At 72.2% G+C, this 19,872-nt stretch carries 11 protein-coding genes and 1 pseudogene; 1 reads left to right on the top strand and 11 read right to left on the bottom strand.

Annotated features, from left to right (window positions below; translation table 11 throughout):
- Positions 1-56 precede the first annotated feature (56 nt).
- Positions 57-281 (bottom strand): 50S ribosomal protein L31, encoded by a 225-nt coding sequence (gene rpmE, locus ACQPWW_RS28950; protein ID WP_007464546.1) that lies wholly within the window; start codon positions 279-281, stop codon positions 57-59.
- A gap of 275 nt (positions 282-556) precedes the next feature.
- Here rpmE and ACQPWW_RS28955 point away from each other — a divergent pair, with 275 nt between their 5' ends.
- On the top strand, positions 557-1,453 hold the full coding sequence (locus ACQPWW_RS28955; RefSeq protein WP_433126895.1) for an AAA family ATPase: 897 nt from the start codon (positions 557-559) through the stop codon (positions 1,451-1,453).
- Between the two features lie 48 nt (positions 1,454-1,501).
- On the opposite strand, the gene ACQPWW_RS28960 is transcribed toward ACQPWW_RS28955, so the two are convergent.
- The 10 genes and pseudogenes from ACQPWW_RS28960 to argS all read right to left on the bottom strand — a co-directional run bounded on the left by ACQPWW_RS28960 (position 1,502) and on the right by argS (position 19,833).
- A complete protein-coding gene (locus tag ACQPWW_RS28960) occupies positions 1,502-5,005 on the bottom strand; it encodes a phosphodiester glycosidase family protein (RefSeq protein WP_433126896.1) in 3,504 nt (1,167 codons plus the stop codon).
- 145 nt (positions 5,006-5,150) lie between these two features.
- Entirely contained in the window at positions 5,151-7,307 is a 2,157-nt protein-coding gene (rho, locus tag ACQPWW_RS28965; protein ID WP_433126897.1) for a transcription termination factor Rho, read from the bottom strand.
- Positions 7,308-7,606: 299 nt separating this feature from the next.
- On the bottom strand, positions 7,607-8,551 hold the full coding sequence (gene thrB / locus ACQPWW_RS28970) for a homoserine kinase (RefSeq protein WP_433126899.1): 945 nt from the start codon (positions 8,549-8,551) through the stop codon (positions 7,607-7,609).
- 64 nt (positions 8,552-8,615) lie between these two features.
- Positions 8,616-9,861, bottom strand: a pseudogene (locus tag ACQPWW_RS28975) (MFS transporter).
- 11 nt (positions 9,862-9,872) lie between these two features.
- The gene (locus tag ACQPWW_RS28980; RefSeq protein WP_433126900.1) at positions 9,873-10,691 is read right to left on the bottom strand and encodes a polysaccharide deacetylase family protein; all 819 of its coding nucleotides are present in this window, start codon (positions 10,689-10,691) and stop codon (positions 9,873-9,875) included.
- A 157-nt stretch (positions 10,692-10,848) separates the two neighbouring features.
- Complete coding sequence (locus tag ACQPWW_RS28985; RefSeq protein WP_433126902.1) at positions 10,849-14,127, bottom strand: efflux RND transporter permease subunit; 3,279 nt, start codon at positions 14,125-14,127, stop codon at positions 10,849-10,851.
- A 143-nt stretch (positions 14,128-14,270) separates the two neighbouring features.
- The gene (thrC, locus tag ACQPWW_RS28990) at positions 14,271-15,320 is read right to left on the bottom strand and encodes a threonine synthase (RefSeq protein ID WP_433126904.1); all 1,050 of its coding nucleotides are present in this window, start codon (positions 15,318-15,320) and stop codon (positions 14,271-14,273) included.
- A gap of 139 nt (positions 15,321-15,459) precedes the next feature.
- Positions 15,460-16,770, bottom strand: a complete 1,311-nt coding sequence (locus tag ACQPWW_RS28995; protein ID WP_433134643.1) for a homoserine dehydrogenase — start codon at positions 16,768-16,770, stop codon at positions 15,460-15,462.
- Between the two features lie 8 nt (positions 16,771-16,778).
- Entirely contained in the window at positions 16,779-18,164 is a 1,386-nt protein-coding gene (gene lysA, locus ACQPWW_RS29000) for a diaminopimelate decarboxylase (protein ID WP_433126906.1), read from the bottom strand.
- A gap of 1 nt (position 18,165) precedes the next feature.
- Complete coding sequence (gene argS / locus ACQPWW_RS29005; RefSeq protein WP_433126907.1) at positions 18,166-19,833, bottom strand: arginine--tRNA ligase; 1,668 nt, start codon at positions 19,831-19,833, stop codon at positions 18,166-18,168.
- Between the last annotated feature and the right edge of the window lie 39 nt (positions 19,834-19,872).

Consider the following 19,872-nt stretch of genomic DNA (forward strand, 5'->3'; position numbering starts at 1 on the left):
AACGCGCACGGCGCCCGCGCCCGGTGAAAAACCGGACGCGGGCGCCGAACGAGGAGTTACTTGGCCTTCTTGGCCTGAACCTTGGCGTACTTCTGCTGGAACTTCGCGACCCGGCCGGCGGTGTCGAGAACGCGCTGCTTACCGGTGTAGAACGGGTGGCAGGCGCTGCAGGTCTCGACGTGGATCGCCCCGCCCTTGGCGGTGCTGCGGGTCGTGAACGTGTTGCCACAGGAGCAGCTGACCTCGGTGGTCACGTACTCCGGGTGGATGTTTGCCTTCATCTCGCCTCGGTCCTCTCGTTGGTGGTCGCCGGGTCGCCGTCATCACTCGTCGCGCCGTACACGACGGGCTCGGGCGTGAACCGGAACCGGTGGCCGATTGACCAGTGTGCCATGGGCCTGAGCCGACCCGGCAATCGGGCCGCACACCTCGTCCGGCATCGTCAACACGTGCCTCCCCATCCGCATTCCCGCCGCCCGGCCGGGCATTCGCCCACCCGGCGGACCGCCGCCACGTACCCCGCCGGGGGTACGCCCCACGAGCCGCAGGGGTGCCGATGACCCGCCTGATCGCCACCCGGGGACTGCCCGCCTCGGGCAAAACGACCTTCGCCCGGACGCTCCAGCCGTCCGTCGTCCGGGTCAACCGGGACGACCTACGCCGGATGCTGCACGGCGAACGGCTCTTCACCCAGTGGGCCGAGGCGCAGGTGACAGTCGTCCAGCGGGCCCAGGTCGAGGCGTTGCTGCGGGCCGGGGCGGACGTCTGCGTGGACGACACCAACCTGCGCTCGCGGACCCTGCGCGACTGGGCCGAGCTGGCCGCCCGGCACGGCGCGGATTTCGAGGTGCACGACTTCACCGACGTGCCGCTTGACGAGTGCCTGCGCCGCGACGCCGCGCGTCCGCCCGCCGACCAGGTCGGCGCGGAGGCGATCCGGCGGCTGCACGAGCGGTACCTCGACGGGCGGACACTGCCGTTGCCGGTGCCGCAGGCCCGCACCGGACGCCCCGCCGCCGTGCACCCGCCGTCGACCGAGCCGCCCGAGATCGTCCTGGTGGACATCGACGGCACCGTCGCGCTGGCCGTGTCCCGCAGCCCGTACGACATGACCCGGGTGGGCGAGGACCAGCCGAACACGGCGGTGATCGCGGCGGTCCGGGCGATGCACGCCGCCGGGTACGGGGTGGTCTTCTGCTCCGGGCGGGACGCCTCCGCCCGCCCGGCCACCGAGGCGTGGTTGGCCCGGCACGTCCGGGTCCCGTACCTCGGCCTGCACCTGCGTGCCGTCGGCGACTCCCGCAAGGACTCGATCGTGAAGCGGGAGATCTACGACCGGGAGATCCGGGACCGGTACCGGGTGGCCGGCGTGTTCGACGACCGCGTCCAGGTGGTCCAGATGTGGCGGGCCCTCGGGCTCACCGTGTTCCAGGTGGCCGAGGGCGACTTCTGAGGTACGTCCGGACGGCCCCCCACGCGTGCGGGGGGCCGTCCGGACGGTTCACCCGGTGACGGCGACGGTGGCCTCGGCGAGGACGCCGTTGACGGCGACGGTGAGGCGTACCGGGGCGCCGGGCCGCAGTGCCGTCAGGGTGCCGGTGGCCGGGTCGAATCGGGCCGTGTGCCAGGGGCGCACCCCGGCCGCCGAGCCGATGTGCACTCCCGGCGAGGCCGACCAGTCGGCGCTCACCGGTGCGGCCACCGGGACGGTACGCCCGCCGGGCTGGGTAAGCGTGGCGGTGACCGTCGCCGGGGTGCCGACCGCGACGCTGGCCGGGGCGTTCAGCACGAGCCGGTCGGTGTGGGCGTGGAACTCCGCGTCCACCCAGCGCGGGCCCTCGGCGAGCGGGTCGCGACGGGCCCGGTCGGCCTCGGCCGGGGTCACCGGGTCGACACCGAACTCCGTCCAGCCGGTGAAGCCGCCCTGGTCGGCGGGGGTCGACGGCGTCTTGCCCGAGTTGCCGTTGATCACGTACGGCACCCCGTCGACCCGGTCGGCGTGGAAGGTGCCGACGTGCCCGCCCACGAACAGCGCGCCCTTGCCGGTGCGGTGCTGGAAGTCGGCCAGCCACTGTTCCAGCAGCGCCGCCTCCTTGCGGTCACCGAGCTGGCTGGCCTGCGCCGGGCTCGGGTCCCGCGCCGGGTGGTGGTGCAGGACGACGACCGAGCCGACGCGCGGGTCGGTGGCCGCCGCGTCCAGCGTCTCGCGCAGCATCCGCACCTGGTCGAACCCGCCACCGCGCAGCGTCCCGGTGGACGAGTTCAGCGTGACGAACCGGGTACCGGCGTGGTCGAACACCCGCGAGGTGGCGCCGAACGCGGCAGCGAAGTTGCTGATCGGGGCGCCCATGATCTCGTGGTTGCCGGGGACGTAGTACCAGGGCAGCGCGTCGCCCAGCTCCTCGTCGAGGATGCGCCGGGCCAGCGCGAAATCGGCCGGATAGGCCGTGTCCACGAAGTCACCGTTGATCAGCAGGAAGTCCGGCCGGGCGGCCTTCACCTCGCGCAGCGTCCGCCGGGCCTGGGCAACCAGGTCGCTGTCCGGGTCGGCGGCGACGAACTGGGCGTCGGAGAGCACCGCGAACCGCCAGGGCGCGCCGTCCACCGTGCCGTCGCGGACCACCACCCGGTCGGTGCGCGGGGCCACCGCCGGCACATCGACAGTCGGCGGCACCTTCGCCACCAGGTCATCGATGATCACTTCGCTGGTGTACTGCGCGGCGGCGTTGGTCTCGGCCACGTAGAAGCGGCGCACGCGTACCGGGTACTGCACCCCGGCCGGCACCGCGAACTCCACGTACCGCCAGCCGGTCCAGGTGATCAGCGGGCCGCGCAGCACGTGCTGGGTGTCCTGCGCGTCGTGCAGGTGCAGGCTCGGCCACTCCCCGGTGCCGTTGCCGTGGATCCACATGCCGAACGCCTGCGGCTGACCGGGCACCTCGATCCAGGCGGGCGGGTCGGCGTACGCGGCCCGGGTGCCGGTGGACTGGCTGAAGTCGTACGACATCTTCAGGCCGGTGCCGGTGTGACCCGGCGCCGGCGCTACCGAGCCGCTGGCGCGGGCCTGGCTGAACCGCCAGGACGCCGCGTCGTCGAAGCCGGCGACCGGCACGTCGGTCAGCCCGACCGTGACCGGCAGGACGGTGCTCGTCCGTCCGACGCGGACGGTCACCAGGGCGGAGCCGGTGTCGCGCAGGGCGGTGACGGTGAGGTTGCCGTCCCGGTTCGGGGCGATTCGCAGCAGGTCGTGGTCGTAGTCGAGGGTGAGGTCCGCCGGCTCGATCGGCGCGGTGTTGCCCTCGGCGTCGTAGCCGACCACTCCGACCACGGCGTTGCCGTCCCGGCCGGTCAGCCCCATCCGTGGCACCGTGGCGCCGAGCCGGGTCAGCGGGCCCAGGACGGTCAGGCCCAGCGAGCCGGTTGCCCGCCCCCGTGCTGCGGTGACCGTGCTGGTTCCCGGCGTGCCGGCGTGGAAGACCCCGTCGCGGTCGACGCGGCCGCGTACCGCCGGGGTCGCCCGCCAGGTGGGCGTACCCGCCGCCGGGCCGTACGTCTCGTCGTAGCCGGCCGCGGTGAGGGTGCGGGTCAGCCCGGGGAAGACCCGGTCGGGCCGACCGCCGCGCACCGGGGAGACGCCCGGGGCGGCGGTGGGGTCGCTGGCCGTCTCGACCCAGTAGCCGGTGAGCCGGCCGCTGCCCTTGGGCGCGTAGATGGCCAGGCCGTTGGGCACCGCCCGTTCGCTGCCGTCGGAGGGGCCGTTCTCCACCTGCACGGCCAACGCGCCCGGCTCCCGCGCCAGCAGCGTGGACGAGCCGCCACCGTCGAGGTTGAGCGCGTCCCGGGCACCCAGCTCGGCCATCATCCGGCCCATCTCGGTCTGCGTCACGCCGCGGCTGTCGACCTGCCGACCGTCCACCGTCAGCATGATCATTTTTTGCCCGTCGGCGCTGAAGCCGACCGCCGTACGCGGGGCGAGGGTCGCATCGGCGATGCTCTGCACGACCCCGTCGCGGACCAGGACGTTGCCGCCGCCGACCGCCGCGTGCAGGGCGCTCCCATCGGACGACTTCGGCCGCCAGGTCACCGAGACCGGGTCACCGACGTGCAGCCCGGCCAGTGCGTCCGCCCCGGCGTCGCGGCCGAGCAGCACCGTGCTGCCGGCCACCACCGGGCCGCTGCCGGCCACGCCGGCCACCGCCGCCACCCGACCGCCGGTCACTGCCACCTCGACCACCCGGGCCGCGCCCTCCACGGCCCGCTGGCGGGAGTACGTCCCCCACAGCTCGGTGAACGCGCCGATGCCGTCGGCCTGCACCATGTTGTTGAACTGGGTCAACGCCACCGGCCCGGTGGGCAGGGTGGCGCTGCCGTCGAAGTTCACCTCGACCACCCGACCGATCCCGGTGGCGGTCACCGCCACGGCGTTGCGGTGACCGTCGACCGCCGACTGGATCAGCTCGCCGTCGCGGATGCCGACGCCCTGCGCGGCCCCCGAGTTGTTGATGTCGAAGAAGTCGCCGTTGACCGCGGCGACCGCCCGCGAGTCGTCCACCGCCCTGCGCAGCGGCTCGGCCCGGCTGACCGCGCCGGAGTTGACGTAGTCGACCGTGGACCCGCCGGCCAGGTCGGTGGTGAGCGCGTCGGCGCGCAGCCAGCCGTCGGCGTCGTACCTGTCGAAGGAGGTGAGCTGCACGCCGGGCGCAACCGGACGGGTGGCCTTCGTGGTGTCCAGACCGCCGGCCGGCTCCAGCCCGCCAGCGGCGGCGGTCGGGGCGGTCGCGGCGGTCGGGTCGGCGGCGAGGCTTACCGAGTCGGCCGGGTGGGACGACGCGGCCGGTGCGTCCTCGGCGGCGGTGGCCGGGAGCGCGGGCGGCGACGCCACGGGCCGGGCGGCCACGGACGGCGCCGGCGGCGCGGCGGTGGCCGGTGGCGACACGGCCAGGGCGAGCAGCGGCGTCAGCAGCAGGACACCGGTGCGACGGGCGGATCGTCTGCGGGTACGCATGGACGACAGTCAACCCGGCAGTGAATAGAAGTTTCAAGACCCCCGGGCTTAACCGAAGGAAAATTCCATCGACACCAGCTCGCCGGACATGGCGAAGGGGCACGGCCACAGTGGCCGTGCCCCTTCGTCGGTCAACCGCGCGGGATCACTCCCCCGGCGTCGACTTCGCGATCTGCATCAGGAACTCGATGTTGGTGCGGGACTGCTTGAGCCGGTCCAGCAGGAGATCCATCGCCGCCTGCGAGTCCAGCGAGTGCAGCACCTTGCGGAGCTTGTGAATGATGGCCAGCTCCTCGGGTGCGAGCAGGACCTCTTCCTTCCGGGTGCCGGACGGGTTGATGTCGATGGCCGGGAAGGTCCGCTTGTCGGCGATCTTCCGGTCCAACTTCAGCTCCGCGTTACCGGTGCCCTTGAACTCCTCGAAGATGACCGTGTCCGCCATGGACCCGGTTTCCACCAGCGCGGTGGCGATGATGGTCAACGACCCGCCGTTCTCGATGTTGCGGGCCGCGCCGAGGAAGCGCTTCGGCGGGTAGAGCGCGGTGGAGTCGATACCACCCGACATGATCCGGCCACTGGCCGGAGCGGCCAGGTTGTACGACCGACCGAGCCGGGTCACCGAGTCGAGCAGCACGACGACGTCGTGGCCCAGCTCGACCAGGCGCTTGGCCCGCTCGATCGCCAGCTCGGCCACCGTCGTGTGGTCCTGCGGCGGACGGTCGAACGTGGCCGCGATGACCTCGCCCTTGATCGACCGCTGCATGTCGGTGACCTCTTCGGGCCGCTCGTCCACCAGCACCACCATCAGGTGGCACTCCGGGTTGTTGCGGGTGATCGCGTTCGCGATCGCCTGCAGCACCATCGTCTTACCCGCCTTCGGCGGCGACTGGATGAGTGCCCGCTGGCCCTTGCCGATCGGCATGACCAGGTCGATGACCCGGGTGGTCAGGATGTGCGGCTCGGTCTCCAGGCGCAGGCGCTCCTGCGGGTAGAGCGGAGTGAGCTTGTAGAACTCCGGACGACGCCGGGCCTCCTCCGGCTCCATCCCGTTGATCGTGTCCAGCCGCATCAGCGGGTTGTACTTGTCCCGCCGCTGGTCGCCGCTGTTGCCGCCCTCGCGGGCCGCCCGCACCGCACCAGTGATCGCGTCACCGCGGCGCAGGCCGTACTTCTTGATCTGGGACATCGAGACGTACACGTCGTTCGGGCCGGCCAGGTAACCGGTGGTCCGCACGAAGGCGTAGTTGTCGAGCACGTCGATGATGCCGGCCACCGGGACGAGCACGTCGTCCTCGCTGACCTGCGGCTCACGCCCACCGGTGTCGGTGCCGGTCTCGGTGCGCTCGCCGCGTCCGCGACGACGGTCCCGGAAACGGCTGCGCCGGCCACGCCGGCCGCCGCCCTCGCCGTCATCGTCGTCGTTGTCGCGCTCGGCACGCTGACCACGATCGTTGCGGTCGCCCCGGTCACCCCGGTCGTTGCGATCGTTGCGATCGCCCCGGTCGGAGCGCTCCGTGCGCTCGTTCCGCTCGCCGCGCTCGGCACGCTCGCCCCGGTCGTTACGCTCGGCACGGTCCGCCCGGTCGGCACGCTCGCCCCGGTCGGAGCGCTCCGTGCGCTCGGCACGCTCGCCCCGGTCCGCACGCTCGGTGCGCTCGGCACGGTCCGGACGCTCGGCCCGCTCGGTGCGCTCGGCCCGTTCCGGACGCTCGGCCCGCTCGGTGCGTTCCGGACGCTCGGTGCGCTCGGCCCGCTCGGCACGTTCCGGACGCTCGGCCCGCTCGCGGCGGTTCTCGCCACGGTCGGCCCGCTCGCCGGCTTCCGCCTCGTCGGTACGCGTCTCGGTCGGACGTGCCGTCTCGGTCGAACGCGCATCAGCCGGACGCGTCTCCGCCGCTGTGGCCCGGCTCCGCCGGGTGCGACCACGGCCCTCGGTCTCGGTGGCCGGCTCGGCCGATGCCGGCTCGGCGCTACGGCCTTCGGCGGCTGGCCGGTCGGCGGTCTCCCGCACCTCGGCACGCACCCCCTCACGGGTCGGGGCGGCCGCGGCCGCGACCTCGGCCCGCGGTCGAGGGGTCCCGGCGGCGTTGCCGCCCTGCCGCTCGGAGATCGCGGCGATCAGCTCGCCCTTGCGCATGCGAGCCGTGCCGGAGATGCCGAGCGACGCAGCCAGGCTCTGCAGCTCTGGCAGCAGCATCGCCGACAGACCGGTGCCGCTACGCCGACGACGGGCGGGAGCGGCGGCGGTGGCATCGCCAGCGACGTTGGAAACATCCGACGTCACGTCGGTGGTGTCGCTCAATGGATTCCTTCCCTCGATAAAGGCCGGGACTGCCCGGAGTCGGAACTCAGGTGGCCGGGCGGCCTCGGTGCACCCGCCTCGCAAGGACGCGTCGCGGGAGTCTGTGACACAGCAGCCGGTCGGTATCCCGACTCACCAACGTCGGTGAGCAGGTCTCGCCGTCTGCGGCGACCTGTGGAATCTGCGGTGCGGCGTAGGCCTTTGGCAGGGGTGTGACGGGCTGACCGCCGAGAGCTTCGGGGGTGCGCCGCCTCGCAGGAGATCGCGTGCTTCGCGGCTGTGCTAGGTCTAGAGCGTAATCAACTCTTCCGACCTGCGGCAACAGGGTCCCGCTCGGCGTGTCCAAGTCTACCCCGAGCAACCCGCGCGCCGCTGACGTCTATCGGTAACTGCCAGATCTCCCAGTCTGTTCCCACTGGGAAACCCGCCGGAGGCTCGCTGAATGCCAGCACGGTCGGGCCGGCCCCACTGACCACAGCTGCCACACCAGCCGCTCGCAACGCTCTGACCAGGGCCGATGTGCCTGGCATCCCGGGTGCGCGGTAGTCCTGGTGGAGCCGGTCGACGGTCGCCGGCAGCAGCAGCCCCGGGTCGGCGGTGAGCGCGTACACAAGCAGAGCCGCCCGCCCCGCGGTCAACGCGGCGTCGCCGTGCGGCACGGTGGCCGGCAACGCGGCCCGCGCGGCCGCTGTCAACCCGCGCTCCGCCGGGACGAAAACGGTGGGCCGCACCCCGTCCGCCACCGCCAGGGACACCGCCCGCGCACCTGTCGACTCGGACCAGGCCAGCGTGAAGCCGCCGAGCAGACACGGCGCCACGTTGTCGGGATGGCCCTCGATCTCGGCGGCCAGCCGGAGCGCGGCGGAGTCGTCCATCCGGTGCTCCCCGTCGGTGACCAGGGCACGGGCCAGCAGCACCCCGGCGACGATCGCGGCGGACGAGGAGCCCAGCCCGCGCGCCTGCGGGATCCGGTTGACGCACTCCACGCTCAGACCCTCGGGGTGGGCGCCGAGCACGTCGAACGCGGCCCGCATGGCCCGCACCACCAGGTGCCGGTCGTCGTTCGGCAGCTCACCGGCACCCTGCCCGGTCACCGTCACCCGGACCCCGCCCGGCGCGACCTCGGCGGACACGTCGTCGTAGAGCCCGAGGGCGAGACCCAACGCGTCGAAGCCCGGGCCCAGGTTGGCGCTGGTCGCGGGGACCCGGACGCGGGCCGGCCCGGCGGTGAAGTTCGTCGGCACGCGCTCATGCTAGGGCTCGGCACCGACGATCCGGCCCCCTGCCCGCAGCCTGGGATCGGCAGACTCAGCCGGCCCGGTCGGGAACCGGCTCCGCGACCGGATCGCTGAGCGTGAGCCGGCGGGTGGCGATCCGCCAGCCGACCGCGTACACGAGCGTGATCAGCCCGCAGCCGGCGAGCACCACCCGTTCGTCCACCACGTCCACGACCAGGGCCACCGCCAGCTGACTCACCGAGATCGCCAGCGTCGCGAGCATCATGTCGGTGGCGAAGACCCGCCCACGCAACCGGTCCGGAACCTCGCCCTGCAAGGCGAAGTTCGACATCACCCAGTTGCTGCCGCCGGCGAAGTGCGCCACGAAGACCAGCAGCAGCACCAACGGAAACCAGCGCGCCACCGACGCGCCCAGATAGGACAGCCCGTAGAGCGACATCGACAGCGCGAGCCCGGGCAGCAGCCACGCCCGGTTGGTGAGCACCCGACGCATCAGGATCGGTCCCACCAACGCCCCGGCCCCGCGCACCGCGAAGAGCAGGCCGGCGCCGAGCGAGCCGACGCCGTACACGCCGGCCAGCAGCGGAAACACGGTCAGCACGCCGTTGCCCAGACCCACAGCCGATTTCACTGTGACAAGGGCGAGCACCCGGGGGCGGTGACCGATGTAGCCGAGCGCCTCACGGACGGCGGCCCAGGTCCGCTGGGCCGGGAGGTCGGTGTCCCGTGGCGCCTGCAGGGGCCGGCGGATCCGGGTGGCGAGGCCCGCGGCCAGCACCAGGCCCGCCGCCGCCACCCAGAAGCAGGCGTACGGGCCGGCAGCGGTGCTGAGTACGCCACCGAGCGAGGCGCCGACCACGGTCATGGTGCCCCCAGGCCGAGCCGGCGACCGCGTTACCGGCGGCCAGCTCGTGCGGCTCCAGCACGTTGGGCAGCGCGGCCTGGGCGGCCGGCGAGTAGAACGCCTTGGCCACCGCGACCACCCCGATCGCGACAAGCGCCAACCACGCCGTTCCGGCGCCCCGCACGCCGAGCAGCAGCAACACGCCCGCCAGTGCGGCCACGTTGGCCGCGATCATGATCTTCCGGCGGTCGAAGCGGTCGGCGATCGTGCCGGTGTAGGGCAGCAGCAGTGCCACGATGCCGGTGTCCACCGCCAGCACCAGCGCGCCCCAGACCCCGCTGCCGGTCAGCTGCGGCAGCAGCACCAGCAGCGGCACCATGACGAACCAGTCGGCGCCGAAGACCACCAGTTCGGCAAGGAAGAGATTGCGGAAGCTCCGATTGCCGGTCAGGACCGAGAGGGTGGACGCCACGGAGCGGGACCTTACCTGGTCGGGGTCGAGGCCACACTCGCTCTCAGCAGCGCCGAAACCGTGACGAAGGTGTAACCCCGCTGCCGTAGCCCGTTGATCATGTCGGTCAGGCCGCGCAGCGCGACCAGCCGCCGACGCGCCCCCACGTCGTGGCCGAGCACGATCGTGCCCGGCCGGACCTCGGCCACGATCCGCCGGGCATGGCCGGCCGGATCGTCGGGAAACCCGCGCTCCACCATCTGGAGCGACCAGAGCACCAGCCGGTAGTCCAGGCGGGCCGCCGCGTGCAGCACCGCCCCGCCCAGGTGACCGTACGGCGGGCGAAGCAGCCGGGGCTCCCTCCCGGTCGCCTCGGCGATCGCGTCGTGGCTTCGGCGCAGGTCGTCGTACGCCTCGGCGGCGTCCAGCTCGGCCAGGTCCCGGTGGTCCCAGCTGTGGTTGCCCACCTCGTGCCCCGCGAGCCGGTCGCGGACGACGTCGGCGTGCCGGCGGGCCTGCGCCCCGACCATGAAGAAGGTGGCCGGAACCTGGTGCCGGGCCAGGGTGTCGAGCACCATCGGCGTCCACTGTGGCGCCGGGCCGTCGTCGAAGGTGAGGGCCACCAGACGCTGGCTGGTCCTCCCCGACCAGGAGACCTCCAGCGCGCCGATGCCGACGTCCTGCCTACCGTTTCCGACTGTCGCGCTGGCGGGGCCGCCGGCGATCGGCAGCCGGTGTTGGGTGCTCCGCCACGCCTCGGACGTTCCGGCGCCGAGGGTCACCCCGCCGACGGCCAGCAGGCCACGGCGCAACAGGTCGCGCCGTCCCCACCCTCGTGTGCCCTCGGCCATCCGCCCACCCTTGCCTCACTTCACACGCCATCCATCTACGAGGAGTATGCAAGAAGTGACACAAAGTGTGAGTCCGGTCGGATCGGAGTGTTTCGGCAGGTAGAGCGGGAACGCCCCCGGCAGAAACTGCCGGGGGCGTTCCGAGTCGTGGTCCGACCTATTCGGTCGGCTCCGACGGAGGCAGCGGCGAGGTACGGCTACGGGGCAGGCGCAGCACCTCGAACTGGTCCGTACCCTCCACCAGCGCGGCCGACGGCGCGGATCGCCCGGCCGGCTGCGCACCCTCGGCCGTGCCCGAGGCAGGTGCGCCGCTCGGCACCGCCACCTGGTTCGGGGCGGACACCTCATCGGTCTCCGCCGCGGTCACGGCCGACCTGCCGGAGCGCCGCCGGTCGCGTCGGCCCCGCAGCGACTCCTTCGTGTGCTCCACCATCGAGTAGAGCGTCGGCACCAGGATCAGGGTGAGCAGCGTGGAGCTGAGCAGACCACCGATCACCACCACCGCCAGCGGCTGCGAGATGAAGCCGCCCTCACCGGTCAGCCCGAACGCCATCGGCAGCAGCGCGAAGATGGTCGCCACCGCGGTCATCAGGATGGGACGCAGCCGGCGTCGGCCACCCTCGACCACCGCCTCCCGGATCCCCATGCCCTGCGCCCGGTACTGGTTGATCAGGTCGAGCAGCACGATCGCGTTCGTCACCACGATGCCGACAAGCATCAGCACGCCGATCAACGCCGGCACGCCGAGCGGCGTCCCGGTGATCAGCAGCAGGCCGATAGCGCCGGTCGAGGCGAACGGGATGGAGATCAGCAGGATCAGCGCCTGGGTGAGGCTGCGGAACGTGGCCACCATGATCAGGAAGACGATCGCGATAGCCACCAGCACCGCGAGGCCCAGATCACCGAAGGCGTCCGCCTGGTCCGCGCTGACGCCACCGATCGTGAAGCTCGCGCCCGGCACGTCGATGCCGTCCAGCCGCTTCTGCAGCTCCGTGCTTGTCGCGCCGAGGTTCGAGCCGGTCGCCGCGCCGGTCACCGACACGCTGCGCTCACCGTCGATCCGGGTGACCTGCTGCGGCCCCTCGCTCTGCGTGACGTCCGCGATGTCGTCCAGCTTGACCGAACCCACCCGCAGCGCCCGCAGCTCCTCGACCGTCATCGGCGGCCGCGAGCCCAACCGCAACATTACGTTCTGCTGCTGACCGTCGAGCGCGACCTGACCCAGCGGCGCTCCCCGGAACGCCTGCGACACGAGCTGTCCCACGGCGGCCTCGGTCAGCCCGGCCCGGCCGGCGGCGACCCGGTCGACAGTCACGTCGACTCGCGGCACCCGCTCGGCCAGGCTGGTGGAGACATCCTCGACGTCCGGGACGCCGGCCATCGCCGCCCGAGCCTCCTCGGCGGCCCGGGTCAGCACCTCCGGGTCACTGGCCTGGACGATCACCTCCAGCTGGCTTGTCGACGCCTCCTGCCCGCCGCCGAAGCTGATCTCGCCCACACCGGCGCCGAGCTTGTCGAACTCCTTGCGCAACACCTCACGCATCTGCTTCGCGTCGGTGTCACCGTCGAGCGCCAACGACCAGCTGGCGACGTTGTTGCCGCCACCACCCGCCCACGGGTTGTCCCCACCGCCGGCGGTCACCTGGTACGTCTCGACGCCCTTGGTGGCCGACAGCACCGACTCGACCTGCTTGGCCGCCGCGTCGGTGGCCGCCAGGCCGCTCCCGGCCGGCAGCTCCTGACTGATGTTGAGGGTGTCCTGGCCGGAGTCGTCCAGGAAGTTGGTCTCCAGCTTCTGGGCCAGGCCGAAGGTGCCGAAGAGCACAAGCAGGCCGAGCCCCACGGTGATCCACCGGGTGGACCGCTTGCGGGTGGCGAAACCGACCACCGGCAGGTACGCCCGCTGCAACGGGCTGCGCAACTCCTTCTCCTCCGCGTCACGCCGCACCGCCTCGTCGTCCGCGGTGCCGCCACGCGGCTTCAGGAACCAGTACGCGAGCACCGGGATCACGGTCAGCGACACCAGCAGCGAGGCGAGCAGCGCCACCGTCACGGTGATCGCGAACGGTGCGAAGAGCTGGCCCACGAACCCGCCGACCAGCGCGATCGGCGCGAACACCGCCACCGTGGTGAGGGTGGACGCGGTCACCGCACCGGCCACCTCGCGGACGCCGGTGACGATGGCGTGCCGCTTCTCCTCGCCGTACTCCAGGTGTCGTTTGATGTTCTCCAACACCACGATCGAGTCGTCCACCACCCGGCCGACCGCGATGGTCAACGCGCCGAGGGTGAGCAGGTTGAGCGAGTAGTCGCCGATCCACAGGGCGATCAACGCGACAAGCACGGAGAGCGGGATGGAGACGGCGGTGACCACCGTCGAGCGCACCGACAGCAGGAAGACCAGGATGACGATGACCGCCATCACCAGGCCGAGCAGGCCCTCGGTGGTCAACGACTCGATCGACTTCTCGACGAACGGCGCCTGGTCGAAGACGACTGTCAGCTCCGCGCCGGAGGCGTCCTTCAGGTCGGCGAGCCGGTCGCGGATCTCGTGCGAGATCTGCACGGCGTTGCCGTCCGGCGCGGCGGTGACCGCGATGCCGAGGCTGTCCTTGCCGTTGGTGCGGGTGATCGCGGTAGCCGGCGCGAGCTGCTGCTCGACCGTCGCCACGTCACCGAGGCGGACCGGCGACGCGCCCGTGGTGACCACGATGCCGCGCAGGTCGTCCAGGCTGGCGATCGACGTACCGACCTGCACCGGGAGGGCCAGCCCGCCGTCGGTCACCGTGCCGGCCGGCACGGCCACGCCGTTCGTCTTCAGCGCCGCCCCGATCGCCGTCGGCTGCACCTGCGCCGCGGCCAGCTTCGCCGGGTCCGGGGTGATCACCACGACGTCGTCGCGGGTGCCGGTCACCTCGACAGTGCGTACCCCCTCGATGCCCTCCAGCTCCGGCACCACGGTCGCCTGGAGCTTCTCGGCGAGCGCCCGCTCGTCCGCCGCACCGGCCGCGGCCAGCACCACCGCCGGCAGGTCGTCGGTGCTACCCGCGATGACCTGGGGATCGACGCTCTCCGGCAGTTGGGCGTCGATCCGGCTCAGCGCGGTCTGCATCTTGTTGACCACGTCGTCCAGGTCGGTGCCGAACTCGTACGTCACCTGAACGGTGGCCGAGCCCTCACGGGACGTGGAGGTGATCTTGTCCAGGCCCGGGATGCCCTGGAGGGCGTTCTCGATCGGCTCGGTGACCTGCGACTCGACGATCTCGGGGCCGGCACCGGGGTAGGGGGCCACGATGAACGCGGCCGGGAACTCGAGCGACGGCAGCAGTTGCTGCTTCAGCGACGGCACGGCGAACACTCCGAACACCGTGGTCACCACCGCGATGAGGGCAATCAGCCCTCGATTGGCGAGGCTGAATCTGGCGAGCAGCGACATCGGCCTGGCTCACTCCTGAACGAGAATGCGGGCGGGGATACGTGAAAGTGTGCCGGACACGATCACCAGAACCCCCGCCGCCCCCACGCCCGTCCCGGGGACCGGCCGGCCTCCGCCGGACTCCGACCCCGGCGGTGGCGCGTTCAGGCCAGGTCGAGAGCGCGGGCCGCGGCCATCGGGTCGTTCGCGATGGTCAGCGGCGCCGGCGCCGTGGAGATCGCCCACTCCGGGTCCTTCAGGCCGTGGCCGGTCACCGTGCAGACCACCGTCGACCCGGGCGGCACCGCGCCCGCCGCGGCCTGCTGGAGCAGACCGGCCACGCTGGCCGCGCTGCCCAGCTCCACGAAGACCCCCACCTCGCGGGCGAGCAGCCGGTACGCGGAGAGGATCTCCCGGTCGGTCACCGCGGCGATCAGGCCACCCGAGGCGTCCCGGGCGTCCAACGCCTTGGTCCAGCTCGCCGGGTTGCCGATCCGGATCGCCGTGGCGATTGTCGACGGCTCCGGCACCACCTGGCCGGTCACGATCGGGGCGGCACCGGATGCCTGGAAGCCGTACATCTTCGGCCTGCGGGTGGTGGTGCCGGCGTCCCGCTCCTCGGCGTAGCCCATCCAGTACGCGGCGATGTTGCCGGCGTTGCCGACCGGCAGGCAGTGGATGTCGGGCGCGTCACCGAGCGCCTCGACGATCTCGAAGGCCGCGGTCTTCTGGCCGTGCAACCGGTCGATGTTCACCGAGTTGACAAGCGCGACGGGGTGGTCCTGAGCCAGCTTCGCGGCGAGCGACAGGCAGTCGTCGAAGTTGCCACTGACCTGGAGCAGCTTCGCGCCGTGCACGAGCGCCTGGGCCAGCTTGCCCAACGCGATCTTGCCCTGCGGCACCAGCACCGCGCAGGTCAGCCCGGCCCGCGCCGCGTACGCCGCCGCGGAGGCGCTGGTGTTGCCGGTCGAGGCGCAGATGATGGCCTTGTTGCCGGCCTCGACCGCCTTGGACACCGCGAGGGTCATCCCCCGGTCCTTGAACGAGCCGGTCGGGTTGGCGCCCTCCACCTTGAGGTACACGTCGCAACCGATCCGCGCGGACAGCACCGGCGCCGGCAACAGCGGGGTGTTCCCCTCGTGCAGCGTGACGACCGGCGTGGCCGCGGTGACCGGCAGCCGATCCCGGTACGCCTCGATCAGACCCCGCCACATGTCGTTCTCCTCGCCTCTACCGCCGCGCCGACCCGAGCATCAGGGCCACCTTGGACCAACCTGCCGGAGTGGTCAACGGCACACCCCGGCTTACCCACCTGGCGGGACGCGCGGGCCGCCCATCGATGGGGTCAACGAGTCAGGCGCCGCCCTCGACCCGCAGCACGCTGGTCACGGATCGGACAATGTCCAGGCCGCGCAGCTCGCCGACGGTCGCGGCGAGCGCGGCGTCCGGTGCCACATGGGTGACGATGACCAGCTCGGCGTCGCCGTCGCGGCCGGGCGACCCACTCGCCGACCCCTGCCGCACCGTCGCGATCGACACGTCGTGCCGGGCGAACACGCTCGCCACGGCGGCCAGCACACCCGGTCGGTCGGCCACGTCCAGGCTCACGTGGTAGCGGGTCAGCGCCTCGCCCATCGGCCGGACCGCCAGGTCCGCGTACGCGCTCTCGCTTGCCGCGCGCACCCCGGCGAGCCGGTTGCGGGACACCGCGACCACGTCACCCAGCACGGCGCTCGCGGTCGGCGCACCCCCGGCGCCCCGGCCGTAGAACATCAACTGCCCGGCCGCGTCGGCCTCCACGAAGACCGCGTTGAACGCGTCGCCGACGCTGGCCAGCGGGTGGCTGCGCGGGATCATCGCCGGGTGCACCCGGACGCTGACGGTCTCCCGGCCGGTGCTGTCGACGCCCCGGGCCGCGATGCAGAGCAGTTTGATCGTGCAGCCCATCGCCTGGGCGCTGGCCATGTCCGCGGCGGTCACCTCGGTGATGCCCTCCCGGTGCACGTCGGCCGCGCCGACCCGGGTGTGGAACGCCAGCGAGGCGAGGATCGCCGCCTTCGCCGCCGCGTCGAAGCCCTCCACGTCGGCGGTCGGGTCGGCCTCCGCGTACCCCAGGGCGGTGGCCTCCTCCAGGGCCTCGGCGAACCCGGCGCCGGTGGCGTCCATCGCGGAGAGGATGAAGTTGGTGGTGCCGTTGACGATGCCGGTGACCCGGTTGATCCGGTCCCCGTGCAGCGACTCGCGCAGCGGGCGCAGCAGCGGGATCGCGCCGGCCACTGACGCCTCGTAGTAGAGGTCGCCGCCGCCCTCGGCCGCCGCCTCGTGCAGGGCCACCCCGTCCTCGGCGAGCAACGCCTTGTTGGCGGTGACCACGCTCTTGCCGGCCCGCAGCGCCTCGACCAGCCAACTCCGGGCCGGCTCGATGCCGCCGACCACCTCGATCACGACGTCCACGTCGTCCCGTTTGATCAGGCCGAGCGCGTCGGTGGTGAACAGGGCCTCGTCGACCGGCAGGTCACCCCGGTCGCGGCCGAGCCGACGGACGGCGATGCCGGCGATCTCCAGCGGAGCGCCGATCCGGGCGGCCAGGTCTGCCGCCTGCTCGTGCAGCAGCCGGACCACCTCCTGGCCGACAGTGCCGCAACCGACCAGCGCCAAGCGCACAGGTGACGTCATCCCACATCCAAAGCGAGCAGGTCCTCTTCGGTTTCCCGCCGGACGATCAGGCGCGCCTGGCCGTCGCGCACCGCCACCACCGGTGGCCGGGGCACATGGTTGTAGTTGCTGGCCATGCTCCGGCAGTACGCACCGGTGCCGGGCACCGCGACAAGATCTCCGGGCTGCACGTCGGCGGGCAGGAATTCATCCTTCACCACGATGTCCCCGGACTCACAGTGCTTTCCCACCACGCGGGCGAGCAACGGCTGCGCGGCCGAGGCGCGGGAGGCAAGCGTCGCCGAGTAGGACGCGTCGTACAGGGCGGTGCGGATGTTGTCGCTCATCCCGCCGTCGACGCTGACGAACGTCCGGATGCCCTCCAGCTCCTTGACCGTGCCGACCTCGTAGAGGGTGAACACGGCCGGGCCGACGATGGCCCGCCCCGGCTCGATCGACAGGTGCGGCACGGCCAGGTTCTCCGCCGCGCACTCCGAGTCGACGATCTTGCGCAGGCGCTTGGCCAGGTCCTGCGGATTGGCCGGGTCGTCCTGGGTGGTGTACGCGATGCCGAAGCCGCCGCCCAGGTCCAACTCGGGCAGCTCCACCCCGCGCGCGTCGCGGATCTGCGCCTGGAGGGCCAGCACCCGGCGGGCCGAGACCTCGAAGCCGCTGGCGTCGAAGATCTGCGAGCCGATGTGCGAGTGCAGACCGCGCAGCTCCAGCACACCCTCGTCGAGGATCTTGAAGGCGGCGTTCGCGGCGGCGCCGCCGGCCAGCGAGAAGCCGAACTTCTGGTCCTCGTGCGCGGTGGCGATGAACTCGTGCGTGTGCGCCTCCACGCCGACCGTGACCCGGACCAGCACCCGGGGCCGGACCCCGCGCTCGCGGGCCAGCGCGGTGAGCCTGTCGATCTCGGTGAACGAGTCGACGATGATCCGTCCCACCCCGGCGTCCAGCGCCCGGCCCAGCTCGGCGACCGACTTGTTGTTGCCGTGGAAGCCGATCCGCTCCGGCGGCATCCCGGCCGACAACGCGGTGGCCAGCTCACCCCCGGTGCAGACGTCCAGGTGCAGACCCTCCTCGGCGATCATCCGGACCACCGCCCGGCAGAGGAACGCCTTGCCCGCGTAGAAGACGTCCTCGGTGGGGAAGGCCGCCCGGAAGTCGCGGCAGCGCGAACGCAGGTCCGCCTCGTCCAGGACGTACACCGGTGTGCCGAACTCGGCCGCGATGTCGCGGACGCTCAGGCCCGCGACGGCGACCGCGCCGTCCGCGCCGCGCGTGACGCTGCGCGGCCACAGCGCCGGCACGAGGTTGTTGACGTCCTCCGGGGTACGCAGCCACGCCGGCCCCCGGTCGCTGATGTCCGCGTGCAGCGCACCAGCCTCATGAGCCCTCATGTCACATCCTCTCGGGTGCGGAGACGCCGAGCAGGTGCAAACCGTTGGCGATCACCGTGCGGGTGGCGTTGTTGAGCCAGAGCCGGGCCCGGTGCAGGTCGGTAAGTTCCTCGTCGCCCAACGGCAGCACCCGGCAGTTGTCGTAGAAGCGGTGGAAGGACGCCGCGACGCTCTCCTCCAGGTAGCGGGCCACCCGGTGCGGCTCCCGCAGCTCGGCCGCCGTGGCCACCACCGCCGGGAACTCGGCGAGCGCCTTGAGCAGCTCGTTCTCCTTGTCGTGCGCGAGCAGCTCGGGGCGGAACGCGTCGGCGTCGCCCTGCACCAAGCCCACCTCGGCGGCGTTGCGGGCCACGCCCGCCGTCCGCGCGGCGACGTACTGCACGTAGTAGACCGGGTTGTCGCGGGTGGCCCGGGTCCACAGCTCGATGTCGATGTCGATCGGGGAGTCGCTGGAGTAACGGGCCAGCGCGTACCGGGAGGCGTCCACGCCGATCGCGTCGACCAGGTCCTCCAGGGTGATCACCGTGCCGGCCCGCTTGCTCATCCGCATCGGGGCGCCGTCGCGCAGCAGGTTGACCAGCTGCCCGATGAGGATCTCCAGGTTGCGCTCCGGGTCGTCGCCGAAGCACGCCGCCATCGCCTTCATCCGGCCGATGTAGCCGTGGTGGTCGGCGCCCAGCATGATCACGACCCGCTCGAAGCCACGCTCGCGCTTGTCCAGGTAGTAGGCGCAGTCCGCGGCGAAGTACGTCCACTCGCCGTTGGACTTGCGCAGCACCCGGTCCTTGTCGTCACCGAAGTCGGTGGTACGCAGCCAGGTGGCGCCCTCGGACTCGTACAGGTGCCCCTGCTGACGCAGCCGGTTCAACGCCAGGTCCAACTCGCCCCGGTCGTGCAGGTCCTTCTCGTTGAAGTAGGTGTCGAACTCCACCCCGAAGTCGCGCAGCGAGGAGCGGATCTCGTCGAACATCAGCGCGACGCCCTCGACCCGGAAGACCTCCTGGGCGGCGTCGTCGTCGAGCGAGCGCACCTCCGGCCGGCGGGCCTGCACCTCGGCGGCGATCTCGGCGATGTACGCCCCGCCGTAGCCGTCCTCCGGGGCCGGCTCACCCTTGGCGGCGGCCAGCAGCGAACGCGCGAACCTGTCGATCTGCGAACCCGCGTCGTTGAAGTAGTACTCCGTGCCGACCTCGGCGCCGGTGGCCCGCAGCAGCCGGCTCAACGCGTCGCCGACGGCGGCCCAGCGGACCCCACCGATGTGCACCGGGCCGGTCGGGTTGGCCGAGACGAACTCCAGGTTGATCCGCTCGCCGGCGAGCCGGTCGCTGCGGCCGTACTCCGCGCCGGCCTCGACGATCACCCGGGCGAGCTGACCGGCGGCGGCCGCGTCGAGCCGGATGTTCAGAAAGCCCGGACCGGCGATCTCGACCGATTTGATACCGGCTGACCGGCCCAGCTGGTCGGCCAGGGCGGCGGCCAGGTCCCGCGGCGGGACGCCGACCTTCTTGCTCAACTGCAGGGCCAGGGTCGACGCGTAGTCGCCGTGCTCGGGGTTGCGCGGTCGCTCCACCACCGTGTGCTCCGGCAGGGCTGCGCGGTCCAGGCCACGCTCGGTGAAGACGGCGTGGGCGGCGGCGAGGACGACCGAGGCTAGTTCTGCAGGAGTCACCCAGCCATGTTATCGGGGGTAGACTCGGGCACTCGGCGG

This window comes from Micromonospora sp. CA-240977 (genome assembly GCF_050942285.1).
Classification (GTDB): Bacteria; Actinomycetota; Actinomycetes; order Mycobacteriales; family Micromonosporaceae; genus Micromonospora.